This is a genomic window from Micromonospora sp. NPDC048169, assembly GCF_040652815.1.
GTDB lineage: Bacteria > Actinomycetota > Actinomycetes > Mycobacteriales > Micromonosporaceae > Micromonospora.
The window spans coordinates 1-15715 of record NZ_JBEZMS010000020.1 but is presented as its reverse complement, the minus strand read 5'-3'; the positions used below and the strand labels follow the sequence as shown (position 1 = coordinate 15715).

At 73.0% G+C, this 15715-nt stretch carries 10 protein-coding genes and 1 pseudogene; 9 read left to right on the top strand and 2 right to left on the bottom strand.

The window, feature by feature from the left end; translation table 11 throughout:
- Nucleotides 1-23: 23 nt before the first annotated feature.
- Both AB0D28_RS18435 and AB0D28_RS18430 read right to left on the bottom strand, forming a co-directional pair.
- Nucleotides 24-908 carry a hypothetical protein gene (locus AB0D28_RS18435; protein ID WP_357387174.1) on the bottom strand — a complete coding sequence of 295 codons (885 nt, stop codon included), beginning with the start codon at nt 906-908 and terminating at the stop codon, nt 24-26.
- A complete protein-coding gene (locus AB0D28_RS18430; protein WP_357387172.1) occupies nt 905-1315 on the bottom strand; it encodes a YbaB/EbfC family nucleoid-associated protein in 411 nt (136 codons plus the stop codon). Before AB0D28_RS18430 ends, AB0D28_RS18435 begins: the two co-directional genes overlap by 4 nt.
- A gap of 252 nt (nt 1316-1567) precedes the next feature.
- On the opposite strand from AB0D28_RS18430, the gene AB0D28_RS18425 reads away from it, so the two are divergent.
- From AB0D28_RS18425 to AB0D28_RS18385, 9 genes and pseudogenes are all read left to right on the top strand, one after another.
- Nucleotides 1568-1888: a WXG100 family type VII secretion target gene (locus AB0D28_RS18425; protein ID WP_357387170.1), complete on the top strand. Its 321-nt coding sequence runs from the start codon at nt 1568-1570 to the stop codon at nt 1886-1888.
- A gap of 39 nt (nt 1889-1927) precedes the next feature.
- Nucleotides 1928-2230, top strand: coding sequence for a WXG100 family type VII secretion target (locus tag AB0D28_RS18420; protein ID WP_357387168.1), 303 nt, complete (start codon nt 1928-1930; stop codon nt 2228-2230).
- Nucleotides 2231-2362: 132 nt separating this feature from the next.
- A complete protein-coding gene (locus tag AB0D28_RS18415; protein WP_357387166.1) occupies nt 2363-3199 on the top strand; it encodes a hypothetical protein in 837 nt (278 codons plus the stop codon).
- Between the two features lie 42 nt (nt 3200-3241).
- Nucleotides 3242-6559 (top strand): hypothetical protein, encoded by a 3318-nt coding sequence (locus tag AB0D28_RS18410; RefSeq protein ID WP_357387164.1) that lies wholly within the window; start codon nt 3242-3244, stop codon nt 6557-6559.
- A 2-nt stretch (nt 6560-6561) separates the two neighbouring features.
- On the top strand, nt 6562-6960 hold the full coding sequence (locus AB0D28_RS18405; protein ID WP_357387162.1) for a hypothetical protein: 399 nt from the start codon (nt 6562-6564) through the stop codon (nt 6958-6960).
- Entirely contained in the window at nt 6957-10916 is a 3960-nt protein-coding gene (gene eccCa, locus AB0D28_RS18400; RefSeq protein WP_357387160.1) for a type VII secretion protein EccCa, read from the top strand. Before AB0D28_RS18405 ends, eccCa begins: the two co-directional genes overlap by 4 nt.
- 13 nt (nt 10917-10929) lie before the next feature.
- Nucleotides 10930-12339, top strand: a complete 1410-nt coding sequence (gene eccD, locus AB0D28_RS18395; protein WP_357387158.1) for a type VII secretion integral membrane protein EccD — start codon at nt 10930-10932, stop codon at nt 12337-12339.
- 6 nt (nt 12340-12345) lie between these two features.
- Nucleotides 12346-13701, top strand: a complete 1356-nt coding sequence (eccB, locus tag AB0D28_RS18390; protein WP_357387156.1) for a type VII secretion protein EccB — start codon at nt 12346-12348, stop codon at nt 13699-13701.
- A gap of 7 nt (nt 13702-13708) precedes the next feature.
- Nucleotides 13709-15715 (top strand): annotated as a pseudogene (locus AB0D28_RS18385) (hypothetical protein); the annotation flags it as partial.

The following is a 15715-nucleotide window of genomic DNA, read 5'->3' as shown; positions in this document are numbered from 1 at the left end:
CTACCGGGGCACCTGTGGGTGGCTCAGGCGCCGGGGATGATCGGGGTGGGTGTGCCGTCCGGCGCGTAGCTCAGGTAAAGCGGCTGGTAGCCGGGTGCGGTGGGGTCGACGGCCGGGTTCTCCCTGACGACGAAGAGCCGGCCCTGCCCGGGATCGATCGGCTTGCCGTCCGGGGTGGTCACGGGCGTCCCGGCCAGCGGGGTGATCGAGTCGTAGAGGTTCGCGTCCACCCGGGTGCTGCCGTCCTCGAACGGGTTGAGTGCGATCAGCCGGTACCCCTCGGGCAGCGGCCGGCCGCCGACGTGGGCGGTCGCGTACTCCGGCCGCACGAAGTACGACGAGATGGCCGGGTGGGCGGCGGTGAGCGGGATCAGCGGCTCGGCGGGCTGGACGGGCGGCATCGGGGTGCCGTACTGCCGCGGAGCGACCCCGGCCTGTTCGGCGACCGGTTCGGCGAGCGCCAGCCGACGGGACGTCAGATGCGGCCGGCGCGGCTCACCCTCCGCGGTGGGCTCCAGCACCGGGTCCGCGACCACCGCCCGCCGGGGGTACGTGAGGCCGTCCAGGCCGTCGAAGTCCTTCGTCATCTTCCGGCTGACGTCGAGGGCGGCCTCGTCCGCCTCCCGGTACGCCCGGCTGCTCTCGGTGAGCCCCTGTGCGGTGTAGCGCAGGGTTCCCCGGACGCCGCCGATGATCGCTTCGAGGTTGTCCAGGCCCTCCAGGAACTTCGTCGAGAACTGCTCGCCCATGTCGTCGTCGCCCCAGGCCCTGGCGTAGCGGGCGCGCAGCGCGGTCAACTGGGTGAGGTACGTGTCGTAGAGCTGCACGTGCGACTCGTACGCCTTGCCGAGCCCCTCCACCCCGTCCGGGTCGACCCACAGCCGCCCGCCGGGATTGTTGCTGATCATTCGGGCCCCCGGGTCAGGAGTTCCCGCACGCTCGTCACCATGCGGGGTTCCTTCGGCAGGAACGCGTCCGCCCCGGCCTGGCCCCGGACCAGCTTGTGGGCGTCCAGGCCGTCCGGCAGCATCGGCGCCAGCACGTCGGCCGCCTGGTTCATGACCTGTTCCTTGGCGTCGGCGTAGGTGTCCAGGATGAGCCGGGTCAGGTCGGCGGTGGTGAGCCGCTTGTGGGCGCCGGAGGGGAACTGGATGTCGGTCAGCACGCCGTTCTGGCCGACGACGACGCTCACCTCGCGGCGCGGTGACGTCGCGGTGGCCGAGAGCGCGCTCATCCGGGCCTGCATCTCGGCGAGGCTGGTGCGCTGCCGCTCGTACTCCTGGAACAGGCCTTCGATGCGCTCGCTGTAGTTCACGACGGACCACTCCCTCGACGTCGCCGTCAAGTGAAGCCGCCACGAGCGTCGCGCCGGAACTCCGGCCGGGGATCAGTGCATGAAAGTGCAACCACTCTTCCCGGGCTGTCGGCCGCTGGGGGCGGTTGCGGGGGCGCTGCCGTGCAATGTTGGGTGACGTTCGGACATGGTGGCGGAACCGGGTTGCCGCCGGGCAGGGCCGCGGATCAACACTCTTCCCTGCCACCTTTCCCTGACACGAGGAGTCCGGCCGTGACGATGCCGACCGTCAGCACCACCGAAGAGGGTATGCAGCGGGCTGCCCAGGAGTTCTCCGACAAGGCCACCGCCTTCACCGGCCAGCTGCGCGCCGTCAACGGGCAGATGGCCATCCTGATCTCCTCCTGGACCGGCCAGGCGTCGCAGGGCTTCAACCAGGCCATGGACAACTGGGAGAACGCGTTCCAGCGGGTCATCAACGAGCTGCTGAAGATGCTCGAGGTCATGGGTGTGACCACGAAGGGCTACCAGACGGCCGAGGACGAGGCGTCGAGCGTGGCCAACTCCTTCGGCGCGGCTCTGCCGGGCATCTGAGCCGCATCCGGATCCCCCCGATCTCCCGAGAGGACTGACGTGTCCAACTACACCTTCGACTTCGTGCAGGCAGACGCCGTGCTGACCGACATGAACCGCATCAACGGCCAGATCCAGTCGTCGCTGGAGGAGATGGAGCGCACCGTCGAGGCCAGCCTGGCCCAGTGGACCGGTGCCGCCCAGGAGCAGTACAGGGTCTCGAAGCTGGCCTGGAACCAGGCGGCCGACTCGATGGTCGGCTACCTGGAGCAGGCCCGGCAGACGCTGCTGCAGATCTCGGACAACTACGGCACCACCGAGCAGCGTCACGCCATGATCTGGAACGACGTCCGCGGCGGCTGAACCGCCGGACGGCCGCCGCGGACGCGGCGTGGCGGCCCACGTCGTCCGTCCCCGGCCCGGTGAGCTAGACGACCCGGGCCGCTGGGGTCTGTGCCAACGTTCCGTCGTCGACTCTCGAGTGGAGTGAGCTCCTTGGCCCGCATTGACTGGGGATACCCCAACGACAAAGCCATCAGCGCGATGAACGCCTACGGCATGGGTGACGAGGCCATAGGGAAGCCGGACGGCACCGTTCAGGCGGCGCACGACTCCTGGATGGCCTTCTACAACAAGCACCAGAACAACCGCACCGGCGTGAACTACGAGCGGTGGAAGGACGAGGTCCGCGCCGAGCATCCGGAGTGGATCGAGGCCCGCGACTGGTACGACAAGAACATCCTCGACACCGAGGGCTGGAAAAACCTCGTCAAGACGTACAAGGACAACATCACCGACCCGTCGAACGTGAAGCCGCCCGCGTTCACCGACCAGTCAGACTGGATCGACGACGAGATCTCGACCGGCTCGGGCTTCAAACCGCCGGCGATCAACCCGACGTTCAAGGGTGACACCGCCTCGACCAGTGGCGTGGCGGTCAACACCGCCGCCCTGAAGTGGTTCGCGGAGGACGTGCTGGGCAGCATCACCGGCGCCGGGAAGATCCTGCTCACCACGGCCGACCAGGTGGGCGCGATCGACCCGCGTCCCGGCGCCTTCGCCCGGGCCGAGGTGCTGCGGCAGGCGATCGTCGGGGCGACGGCCCAGGACGGCGGCGTCAAGGGCGACATGAAGGACATGCTCGTCAACATGAACACCGCCCTGCTCGCGGTGCAGACCGCCCTGCTGAAGATGGCCGCGGAGTACGAGAACCTCGAAGAGCTGAACGCGCTGACCACCGACAAGCTCGGCGAGATCATGGGTGACTCCTTCAAGGGCCTGGACAACCTGAGCACCTACGGCCAGAAGATCGTCAAGACCGACGGAAACTGACGCGGGCGAAACGGTCTCGCCGCTCGCGAAGAGGGACAGGGCATGGGCAACGGTCTCGGTGACAGCAAGCTCGACGGGTGGAACGACCCCGCGGAGGAGGCGGCCACCTTCCCACCCAAGGTGGTCCCCGTCAGCGACCTGTACGACTACCAGACCTGGGCGAAGGAGACCCGGGGCTGGCGGAAGCTCGAGGCCGCGGTGAACGGCGGCGCCGCGCTGACCACCGAGAGCGGGCGGGACCACGCCAAGACGCTGGTGAGCGTCCGGTCCGTCGTCGAGACCGCGCAGGCCTTCCAGGCGACCCAGGACCTGCTGATCTGGCTCGAACAGACCATCCGTACCGCTGTCACCTCGATGGTCGGAGACGACAAGGCGTGGAAGGGGCCGGCGGCCAACGGGTTCCGCGACAAGATGAACTTCTACGCCGACCTGCTCGGCAAGCAGGCAGAGCACCTGGCCGGCGGCGCGGTCCCGGACTCCACCACGGCGGCCAACAGCATCAACTCCTCGACCAACCGCAACTCGCTGCCGTCGCAGCTCTACGACGCCGCCAACCATCTGTCCTGGGCCCAGCAGACGATCGCCTACCTGGACGGCGCCTGGGCCACGATCGCCTCGGACAACGGCGTCGGCAGCGGCAGCGGCCCGGTGCCGATCAGCGGCACCGAGTACGAGAAGCCGATGGCCCAGCAGATGTCCGAGGTCGTCCACACGGTCGCCGAGAAGTACCGGATGACCACCGACAAGGCGGGGACGTCCGGGGTCACCATGCCGACGCCGAGCATCAACGTGCCGACCGGCCCGCCGATCTCGTCGCCGAACCTCACGACGCCGACCCTCACCACCCCGCCCACGATCACCCCGCCGGGATTCACCGCGCCACCCGCCGGCGGTATCACCACGCCGGGGTTCACCACGCCGCCGAACATCACCGTGCCCTCGATCACGCCGCCGAACCTCGCCGACATCGGTGGTCCGGGTTCCGGCCAGGGACCGGGCGCCATCACCCCGCCGTCGTTCTCGGGCCCCGGCGAGATCGGTGGGCCCACGCCAGGCGGGGGCGGCGGCAGCGGGCTGCCCGGCTTCGACGCGCCGGGCATCAACGGGCCGGGGGGCGCCGGCTTCCCCGGCGTCGGCGTACCGGGTGGGGGCGGCCTGCCGGGCGGGCTCGGTTCCGGTGTCGTTCCGCCGGGCATCAAGCCGCCGGGCTCGGCCAACCTCGGTGGCGGCGCGGGTGGCGCCGGATCGGTCAAGCCGCCGTCGTTCTCCGGACCGGGTGAGGTGGGCGGCCCGAAGCCGGGGGCGGGTACGGGCACGGGAACGGGCATCGGCAAACCGGGCGGCGGGTTCACCGCGCCGAGCATCCCGGGATTCGGCCCGCCCGGCGGCGCCGGTCCCGGCGCGGGCGGCAGCCCCGGGCTGCCGGAGAAACCGGACGCGAACGGGTTGCTCGGCAACAGCGACGACTTCGTCCCCGGGGCCGTCGACGGCGTGGACATCCCGGCCGCTCCCGGTGGCGCCGTGCCCGGAGGCGGTGGCTTCCAGTCACCGATGATGCCGGGCATGCCCGGCGCGGGCGCTCCCGGCGCCGGTGCCGGTGGCGGCTCAGGTGTCCCCGAGGCACCGGATGCCAAGGGCCTGGTGGAGGGCGACGAGGCGGACTGGCGGTCACCCGGGTTCGACGGCGTGCAGGTTCCCGGCGCACCGGCCGGCGTCTCGGCCGGCGGCGCCGGGCTGGGCGCCGGCATGCCGCCCATGCCCGGAATGCCGGGGCCCGCAGGTGGCGCGACGAACCCCGGTGGGGCCGAGTCGCCCGACGCCCGGGGACTCGTCAGCGGCGACCCCGAGACCTGGGGACCGGTGGGCGTGGACGCGGGCGTGCCGGACGGGTCGGGCGGCGCGCCGGCCGGTGGCGACGGGCTCGGCGTCGACGGCCCGCAGATCCCCGCCGCGCCGGTGGCTCCGGGCGTCGGCGTCGACTCGCCGGTCACGGCGCCGGCCGGTGCCGCGATGCCGATGATGCCGGGAGCGCCGGGTGCGCCGGGCGCCGGTGCGGGCGCGCCCGCCGGTGTGCCGGACGCGCCGGACGCCTCCGGGCTGGTCGAGGCGGACGCCGACGACTGGCGCCCGTCAACCCCCGACGCCGGTGCGCCGCAGGCGCCCACGGGAGCGGGCACGGGCGGCGCCGGACTGGTGGAGCCGGTCCCCGTCGCGCCGCCGAGCACCGGTGTGACGCTCCCGAGCACCGACGTGTCGGCACCGGTCGCCGGTGTGCTGCCGCCGATGGGCGGCCCGCCGGGCAGCCACGCGCCCGCCGGCACCACACCACGTACCGCACCAGCGGCGTCCGATCTGATCCGCCCGGACGAGACGGAATGGACCCCGGCCCGGCCGGAGGACTGCGCGCCGGAGGCGGGCGACGGGACGGTGGATCCCGACGGTGCTGCACCGGTCACCGCTGTGCCCGGCTCTCGACCGGACGGTCCACCTGCCGGCCCGGATCCGGGCGTGCCGGAGGCCGCCGCCGAGGAGCCCGCGCCGGACGTTCCGGCGGCACCCGTGTCCGGCACCGGCGGTACGCCGGGTGTGCCCGTACCGGAAGTGGTCGTGCCGCCGACGGCGGTGGAGGTGCCGACGGTGGTCGATCTGTCCCCGGCGGTGGAACCGCCGTCACGGGCGGAGCCGCCCGCGGCCGTCGTGCCGCCGGTGGTCGGCGGTGTCGTGGCGGCTCCGGTGATCGTCGGTCAGCCGGGTCTGCCCGCCGCGCCCGGCCCGGTACCGAACCCACCCGCCCAGCCCGGGCAGCCGAGCCAGGCCGCCCAGCCCGGCCAGGCGGCGAGCCCACCCGGCCAGACGGCCGCGCCGAACCCGTCCGGGCAGGCGAACCCGCCTGCTCAGCCGAACTCGCCTGCGCAGTCGAACCAACAGGTCTCGCCGGGGGGCGGCGGTCCGGAGGGGACGCAGCGGAGGACAGCCGTCGTGGCCGACGGTGAGGTGGCGGTCGCGGTCCCCGGCGCGCTCGGCCTGGCCGGTGCCGCCGCCGTCGCCGGAGTCGGTGGTCCACAGACGTCCGGCCGCGCGGCGTCCGGCGCGGGCCCCGACGACCCGGGCCGGACCGGTACGGTCCGGGCGCGCTCCGATCGCGACGACGAGCGCGAGCCCGGTGCCGGCCGGGAACCCGCCGCGGGTCTGCGCGAGGACGACGCTGTCTGGGGCGGTGACCGCGCCCGGCCGGCGGCCGGCGACCACGTGCCGCTGGTCCGCCCGGACGACGACCCGGACGACACGGCGGGCTGGGACGACCTCAGCGACGCGGACTGGCTGACCGGCCCGTCAGCTGACGACGGCAGGGAAGGGTGACCATGTCGGAGACACCGCAGCCCCCGCGTGCCGTGTGGCGGCGGGTGGCGCCCGCGAAGGCGCCCAGGCCGTCCGACGGCACGCTCGACTTCTTCAGCGCCGACCTGGAGAAGTTGCCCCGGTGCGGTGAGCCCGGCGTCAGCGACGCCGAGTTCACGGCGTCGCTCGCCGACGAGGAGACGGCTGCCGCCGCTCGCGCCGAGGCGTTCTGGGCCGAGCAGGAGCGACGCCGCAGGGACGAGGAGGAGCGGGCGAAGAGGGAGAAGAAGCGCCAGGCGGAGGAGGACGACGACGTCAAGGTGGCCGAGCGCTACCGCAACGACCGCTACGCGGTGAAGCTGCTGCGCCAGGAGCGCACCGTCTGGGGCGGCGACGGCGCCGACGCGGGGACGCTCGGATGAGTACGGTCACCGTCAAGCGCCCGCCCCGCGCGCCGGGCCCGGAGGCGCCGGAAGGCTCGGTCGAGCTGCAGGAGCCGCCGCTGATGGCGGAGGAGGCCCCGCTCGACTTCCGCTCGTTCGCGATGGTCGTGCCGATGGGCCTCGGCATGGGCGCGATGCTCGCGATGTTCGGCCTCTACAACCGCACCCCCGTGATGTACGTGATGGGCGGCGCGATGGCCGGTGGCATGCTGCTCATGGGCGTCATGCAGATCGGCCGGGCGGCGTCCGAGCGCAAGCGCAAGATGCGCGGCGAACGGCGTGACTTCCTGCGCTACATCGGGCAGTTGCGCAAGCAGGCCCGCGAGGCGGCCGACCAGCAGCGCCGGCACGTGCTCTGGAACAACCCGCAACCCGGCTGGCTGTGGTCGATCGCGATGGGCAGCCGGCTGTGGGAGCGCCGGCCCAGCCACGACGACTTCGGCCGGGTCCGCATCGGTCTCGGCCGGCAGGCCGCGATGCTGAAGTTCAACCCGCCGTCCACCAAGCCGATCGAGGACCTCGAACCGCTGTCGTCGATCTCGCTGCGGCGGTTCTCCGAGGCGTACCGGACGGTGTCGGGCATCCCGACCTCGGTCGGCCTGCCGAGTTTCACAAGCGTCGAGTTCGAGGGCGCGATCGACCCGGCGATCGACCTGGCCCGCGCCATGGTGGCGCAGCTGGCGACCTTCCACGCCCCGGACGAGCTGCGGATCGCGGTGCTCGCCGCCGAGGTGCACCGGGGCCCGTGGGAGTGGGTCAAGTGGCTGCCGCACAACGCGCATCCCACCGCGTACGACGCGGCCGGTCCGGTACGGATGTTCGCCGGCAGCCACGACGCGCTGATGGACATGCTCGGTCCGGAGATCACCGACCGGGGCGACCACGACCGGGCCGTCAGGCCGACCACCAGCGAGCCGTTCCTGGTGATCGTCGCGCATCTGGTGGACCTGCCGGACAGCTCCCGCCTGCTCGGTGCGGGCATCCGCAACGTGGTGCTGCTCGACCTCACCGGCGCGATGCCCGGCGGTCCCAAGGTGCTGCGGCTGACAGTCACCGGCGACGTCGTGGAGTTCCCGGCCGGCGCGACGACCGGTTCGGCGAAGCGCGACGGTCTGGACCGGACCCAGTGCGAGGCCCTCGCGCGGATCATCGCGCCGAAGCGGACCAGCGGCACGCTGGAGGTGTCCGACGAACCGCTGGACACCAGCTTCGAGCTGACCACGCTGCTCGGCATCCGCGACGCGATGACCTTCGACGTGCAGGCCCTGTGGCGTACCCGGACCCCGCAACGCAACCGCCTCATGGTGCCGATCGGTGTCACCGAGGAGGGCGAGGTCATCGAGCTGGACCTGAAGGAGTCCGCGCAGGGCGGCATGGGCCCGCACGGCCTGCTGATCGGCGCCACCGGCTCGGGCAAGTCGGAGCTGCTGCGTACCCTCGTCTGCGGCCTGGCCGCGACGCACAGCTCGGAGATCCTCAACCTGGTGCTGGTCGACTTCAAGGGCGGCGCCACCTTCCTCGGCATGGACAAGCTGCCGCACACCTCGGCGGTGATCACCAACCTGGCCGACGAGCTGCCGCTTGTCGACCGGATGCAGGACGCGCTCAACGGCGAGATGACCCGGCGGCAGGAGATGCTGCGGGCCAGCGGCTACGCCTCGCTGTTCGACTACGAGAAGGCGCGCGGCAACGGCGCCCAGCTCGTGCCCTTCCCGGTGCTGCTGATCGTCGTGGACGAGTTCAGCGAGCTGCTGTCCAGCAAGAGCGAGTTCATGGACCTCTTCGTGTCCATCGGCCGGCTCGGCCGGTCGCTCGGCGTGCACCTGCTGCTCGCCTCCCAGCGCCTGGACGAGGGCCGGATCAACCGGGTCGAGGGGCACCTGTCGTACCGGCTGGCGCTGCGCACGTTCTCCTCGATGGAGTCGCGGTCGGTGATCGGTGTGGGTGCGGCGTACGAGCTGCCGCCCGAGCCGGGCAACGGCTACCTCAAGGTGGACACCACGAACCTGGTGCGCTTCAAGGCGGCGTACGTCTCCGGCGCGTACACCGGAAGTGGACGCCGCGGCGGCGTCGCGGACGCCGGGGACGAGCCCACCGCGGACGTGGTGCCGTTCACCACCCGGCAGGTGGCGGTGCGCCACGACCCCGGGCCGGAGCGTCCAGCCGAGCAGGTCGACGAGCCCGCCGCCGACGCGAACGGGCCGAGCCTGGTCGAGGTGCTGCTGGACCGGCTCGCCGGCTCGGGCCCGCCGGCCCGCCAGGTCTGGCTGCCGCCGCTGTCCTACGCGCCGAGCCTGGACTCGCTCATCCCGAGCGTGCTGCCCGACCCGGTACGCGGCATGACCATCGACGACCCGGCCGTCCAGGGTGGCCTCCGGGTTCCGGTGGGCGTGGTGGACCGGCCCGCCGAGCAGCTGCGCGAGCTGCTGGTGGTCGACCTGAACGGCGCCGACGGCCACGTCGGCATCGCGGGCGCCCCGCAGAGCGGCAAGTCGACGCTGCTGCGCAGCCTGATCCTGGCGCTGTCGCTGGCGAACACGCCCCGCGAGGTGCAGTTCTACGGCCTGGACTTCGGCGGCGGCGGCCTCGCCTCGATCGCCGGCCTGCCGCACGTCGGCTCGATCGCGACCCGGATGGAACGCGACCGCGTCGTCCGGACGGTCGAGGAGGTCCTCCAGGTCATGGAGAAGCGCGAGGCCGAGTTCGCCCGGCACGGGCTCGACTCCATGTCCAGCTACCTGGGCAAGGTGGCCGAGGGGACGATCGAGGACGGCTTCGGGCACGTCTTCCTGGTCATCGACGGCTGGTACACGATGAAACAGGACTTCCAGGAGCTGGAGCAGAAGTTCCAGGAACTCGCCTCGCGTGGCCTGTCCTTCGGCGTGCACGTGATCGTCACCGCGACCCGCTGGTCGGAGCTGCGTACCTGGATGCGGGACCTGCTCGGCACGAAGCTGGAGCTGCGGCTCGGTGACGCGATGGAGTCCGAGCACGGCTCCCGCAAGGCGGCCACCGTGCCCAACCAGGTCGGGCGCGGTCTCACCGACGGCGCGCTGCACTTCCTGGCCGCGCTGCCCCGGATGGACGGCAGCTCCGAGGTGGGCGACCTGGCCGAGGCGACCAAGTCGGTGGTCGAGGAGATCGGCACGTTCTGGCCCGGTCCGGCCGCCCCGCCGGTACGGATGCTTCCGGCGCACCTGATGGTGGAGACGCTGCCACCGCCCGAGTCCGACTTCAAGTTCGTCATCGGCCAGGACGAGCAGCGTCTCGCCCCGGTCTGGCACGACTTCATGGCCACGCCGCACATGCTGGTCCTGGGCGACAGCGAGACCGGCAAGACCAACCTGCTCCGGCTCGTCCTGCGGTCCATCCAGCAGCACTACCCGCCGGAGCGGGCGAAGGTCGTGCTCGGCGACTCGCGCCGCGACCTGGACACCGCGATCGGCGCCGCGTACCAGGTGGGCTTCGCGTTCACCGGCGACAAGATGCACGAGCTGGCCGGCCAGGCGTCGGTCTCGATGAACCGGCGGATGCCCGGCGCGGACGTCTCGTCCGAGCGGATGCGCAAGCGCGACTGGTGGGAGGGGCCGGAGCTCTTCGTCATCGTCGACGACTACGACCTGATGACCAAGAGCACCGGGATGGGCTCGACGCTCGACCCGCTCCTGCCGTTGCTCGCGCAGGGCGCCTACATCGGCCTGCACGTGATCGTCGCGCGCAGCACCTCCGGCGCGATGCGGGCCATGATGGACCCGGTGATCCGGCGGATGTGGGAGCTGGGCACGCCCGCGACGCTCTTCTCCTACCCGAAGGAGGAGGGCAAGTTCCTCGGCGAGGCGAAGCCCCGCCAACTGCCGCCCGGACGCGCCCAGCTCGTCACCCGGCGCGGCGTACGCCTGATGCAGACCGGTTTCGTGTCCGACACGGCCCGATGAGAGAGGCTCGCTGGTGACCGCAGCGCTGAACGACCAACTGTGCCGGATCACGGTGATCGGGCCGGCCCGCCGGGCCGACCTGGCCGTACCGGCACGGATGCCGGTGGCGAACCTGATGCCGCTGCTGGTGCGGCACACCACCGATCTGGCCCGGGTCCCCGACGGCGAGGCGCCCGACGAGTCGTGGGTGCTGCAGCGCCTCGGCCAGGCGCCGTTCGAGCTGTCCGGGACGCCGGAGAGCCTGGACTGGCTGGAGGGTGAGGAGCTGCACCTGCGCCCGGCGCAGGACCCGCTGCCCGAACTCGACTTCGACGACCTGGCCGAGGGCGTCGCCACTGTGGTCAACCGGCGGGCCGACAGGTGGCAGCCGGAGTACCGCCGGGTGCTGTTCCTGGTGCTCTGCGTGGTGGCGATGGGCCTGATCGCCGCCGTGCTCGTGGACCGGGGGCCGGTGCTGCCCCAGGTGATCGGCGGCGCGGTGCTCGCGGCCGGCCTGTTCACCGCGTCGATGGTCAGCGCCCGCCAGCAGAGCGACGGCGCGTTCCCGCTGCTGTTCGGCGGCGGCGCGGCGTTCTTCGCGGCGGTCGCCGCGTCCAGCGCCGTCGACGGCGACCCGGAGGGCGTGGCCTGGAACGCCAGCGCCGGGCTGGCCGCCGCCGTCGCGATCGTCGCGGTGACCGCGTTGCTGCTGATCGCGCAGCGTACGGTCACGCCGGTCATGCCGTTCGCTCCACTGCTCGTCATCGCGCTGACCGCCGCGATCGTGGTGCTCGTGCTGCTGGCCGGCGACGGCTTCGCGCTCACCGCGCCGGAGGTCTCCGCAGTGGCCGTGTCGGTGATCCTGGTGCTGATCGTGATCGCGCCCCGGGCGGCGGTGAAGCTGGCCCGGCTGCGCGGGCCGCAGTTGCCCAAGACCGGCGCGGACATGTCGTACGACATCGAGCCGGAGGACTCCGACCTGGTCAAGGCGCGCGCCGACGAGGCGGACACCTACCTGACCGCCTGCATGACCGCCTCCGCGCTGGTCCTGCCGGTGCTGATGCACCACACCATGAAGGTGCCCGGCTGGTCCGGGTGGACGCTCGTGCTCGTGACATCGAGTGCAATCCTGTTGCGCTCGCGTACCTTCTTCGGTTTCTGGCAGCGGGTCGCCCTGGTGGCGGCCGGTACCGTCGGCTACCTCATGGTGGCCCTGATGTTCTCCGACAAGCTCGCCCCGACCGGCCGGTACGTCCTGCTCGGCGGGCTCGTCGCCCTCCTGGTGCCGCTGGTGATGGCCGCGTTGCGGCCGTGGCCGCGCCGGATGCTGCCGTTCTGGGAGTACACGGCCGGCGGGCTGGACGTCGCCACCGGCCTGGCCGTGCTGCCGGTGCTCGCCCAGGTGCTGGGGCTCTACGCCTGGGCCCGCGGGCTGTTCGGGTAGCCGGCCGTGCAGACCCAGCGCGACCACGTCCACGCCCACCAGTTCATGATGGGCCGGCTGAGTTCCGCCCTGGTGCAGGGCGACCCGTCGACGGCGGAGATTCCCGGGCAGCGCGCCGTCACCGGCCTGGCCTTCGGCGTGCTCATCAGCGTCCTGGTCGTGGCCGGGTTCGCCGTCTACGGCTGGATCGTCCCCGGCGGCAGCAAGGCGTACGCCCGCAGCGGCGTGATCCTGGTGGAGAAGGAGAGCGGCAACCGGTACGTCTACCTCGACGGTGCGCTGCGCCCGACGCCGAACCTGACCTCGGCCATGCTGGTCCAGGGCGCGGGCGCCACCGTGAAGCTGATCTCCCAGGAGTCGATCAAGGACGTGCCGCGCGGGCCGTCGATCGGCATCGACGGCGCCCCGCAGTCGGTCGCCACCGGGCCGATGGTGGCCGGGCCGTGGCTGGCCTGCCTGCCCGGCTCGGTCACCGACGAACCCGGCGACCGGCTCGGCCTCAACCTCGACCCGCGCGCCGAAGCCGTCCCGGTGCCGGCCGACCGCTTCGCCGTCGTCCGCACCGCCGACGGGCCGACCTACCTGGTGACCGCCGACCGCAAGCACCGGGTGGCCGACCCGGCCGTGCTCGCCGCCCTCGGCGCCACCACCACCCGCAAGGTGCCCGCACCGGGGGAATGGCTCGGTTTCCTGCCCGACGGGCCGGACCTGGCGCCGGCCACGATCCCGGGAGCGGGCCGCTCCGGACGGGTCGGCGACCGCACGTACCCGATCGGCACGCTGTTCCGGCAGCGGCCCGACACCGGCGCGGAACAGTTCCTGGTGCTGCGCCGCGACGGTCTCGCGCCGCTGAGCCGGACCGAGTTCCTGCTGGCCACCGCCGCCTCCGGGGAGGAGCCGGTGGAGTTGAGCGCCGCCGGGCTCGCCGCCGCGCGGATGTCGGCCGACAGGTCGCTGCTCACCCGGCTGCCCGACCTGACCGGCCTCACCCCGCAGGAACCCGGCCCGTACGCGCTGTGCCTGCGCCAGGGCCCGGCGGACGGCACCCGGTTCGACAGCACGGCGGTGCTCGTCCCGCTGGCCCGCTCCGGCGTCCGCCCCGACGGCCGCACGTCGGTGCTCCTGGCACCCGGCAGCGGCATGGCGGTGCTCCCGGCACCGGCCGGCTCCGGAGCGGCGCAACCCCTGCCCACGTACATCGCGGACGACGGAAAGGCGTACCCGATCGGCGACCAGGACGCGGTACGGGCGCTGAAGCTCGACCGGGTCGTGAACGTTCCCTTCCCGAGAGAGCTGCTCGCGCTGGTGCCCCAGGGCCCGGCGCTGAGCATGAGGGCCCTCGCGGCCGCAGAAGTGGGGTAGGTCGATCATGGCAACCCGGATCCGCGACCTGTTCGGCGGCGGCAAGGACCGCCCGGAGGGCGTCGTCCAGCACACCGTCGGCAACGCGCTCGTGGTGCACGCCGAGGACGCCATCAGCCCGGAGGCCCAGTCCCTGGCGCTGTCCATGATCGAAGACGCGGAGAACGACGTGGTCGTGCTCGACCTCGGCGACGGGATGCCGATCAGCGCCTGGGAGTCGATGGCCGGGGTGCTGCCGCGCCGCCGCCGGGGCATCCGGCTCATCGCCTGCGGCCGGCACGGCAACTCGGCGGCGATGGCCGGTCAGTGGCTCTCCGAACGCCTCAACCGCACCGTCATCGCCCCGGACGGCGACCTGGTACGCGGCTCCGCCGGAACGCTGTTCGTCCACTCCGCCCCGGGCAGCGGCTGGGTGCGGTTCCGGCCCGGCCGCCCGCCGGCCTGGGACGCCAAGCGCTACCCGACGCCGCGATGGGACCGGGCCGCGATCGACACCCGGCCGTCCAGCGCCACCGCCGAGATCGAGCCGATCCCGGCCGGCGTCTGGATCCACAGCAACCGCGACCCGCAGGTGGTAGACCCGCAACGGCAGCGGCTCACCGCGTACGTGCCCTGCCAGGCGGAGACCATGACAGTGCTGCTGGGCTGCCCCGGCACGCCACCGCTGTCGCTCGACGACGTGGTGCGCTTCTGGCGCGGACTCGACGAGGAGAACCGGCACCGGGTGCGCTTCGTGCAGTTCGGCGAGGTCCGCATCCCCGAGGGGGAGGCGTTCGGCCAGGCGCTCGCCGACCTGCTGAACACCGACGTCACCTGCTACACCGGCGTGCCGATCGGCAGCCCGCACCGGTACGAGATCCGTACCGTGCTGCCCGACGGCGCGTTCGGCTGGGCGCCGTACGCGCTGGAGTTGTCCTACTCGCCCCGGGCGCACCCCAACTCCCGGGCCCGCCGGCCCGCCGTGCTCAGCCACCGCCCGCCGCTGGCCGGCGCCGAGGAGGTCGCACCCCGGGTCTACTGGTTCGCCCCCGGCGCCGTGGTCGAGGTGGTGCAGACCGGTCTCTGGGTACGCTCCACCGCCGAGCCGAGGAACGCCGAGCAGGTCCGGTCCGCGATGCTCGACGCGCGCAGCGGCACGCTCGTCTTCGACGACACCGTCCACTCCACCGCCCACCGGATGCGGGAACTGGCGCTCGACCTCGGCGCACGGGTCGACGGCATGGCGGGTACGAGCCGCGCGCTGATGCCCGCGTCGGTGCTGGTGCCCGGCGCGAAACCGCCCAGCCGGGCGGAGATGGCCGTCGACCTGGAGGCCGAGGCGGCCGCTGTGGGCACGACCGCGCCGGTGCGCGGGTACCTGGAGGTCACCCCGCCCGCCGCCGTCGCCCCGCCCGCGGCGGACGGTGTGGTGGTAGCCGTTCCCGCCCCGGTCCCGGCCCTCTCCGCCGAGCGGGAGCGGACGCCGACGCTGCCGCCGCCCCCAGCGGTGCCCGAACTGCCCCCGTCCCCGGTGGCGCCGCCCGGATCCGAGTTGCCGGCGCCGCCCGCGATGCCGTTCGTGTCCGCGCTGCCGGATCCACCGGCGGTGCCGCTCAGGTCCGAACGGGCGGCCCCGCCGCCGGCCGTGTCCGGACGGCCGCTTCCGTCGCCGGCCCCGGCCCGGTCCGAGCGACCGTTTCCGGCCGCCCCTCCGGTCGCGGCCGGACTGCCCGAACCACCCTCGGCGCCACTGAGATCGGAGCTTCCGGAACCACCCTCGGTGCCGCTCGGGTCCGAGCTGCCGCCGCCGCCCGCGATGCCGCTCCCGACAGCACCGCCGCTTGCGACAGCACCGCCGCTTGCGACAGCACCGCCGCTCCCGACCGCGCCGCCGGTGGCACCGGTCGTGGTGGCCGCCCCCACGCCCCCGGCCGGGGTCGGCGAGCCGGTCGCGCCCGCCTTCACCGAGCCGGCCGCCGTCGCCGAGCCGGCCGCACCTGCCGCACCCGCCGCGCCGACGGCACCTGCCGCGCCG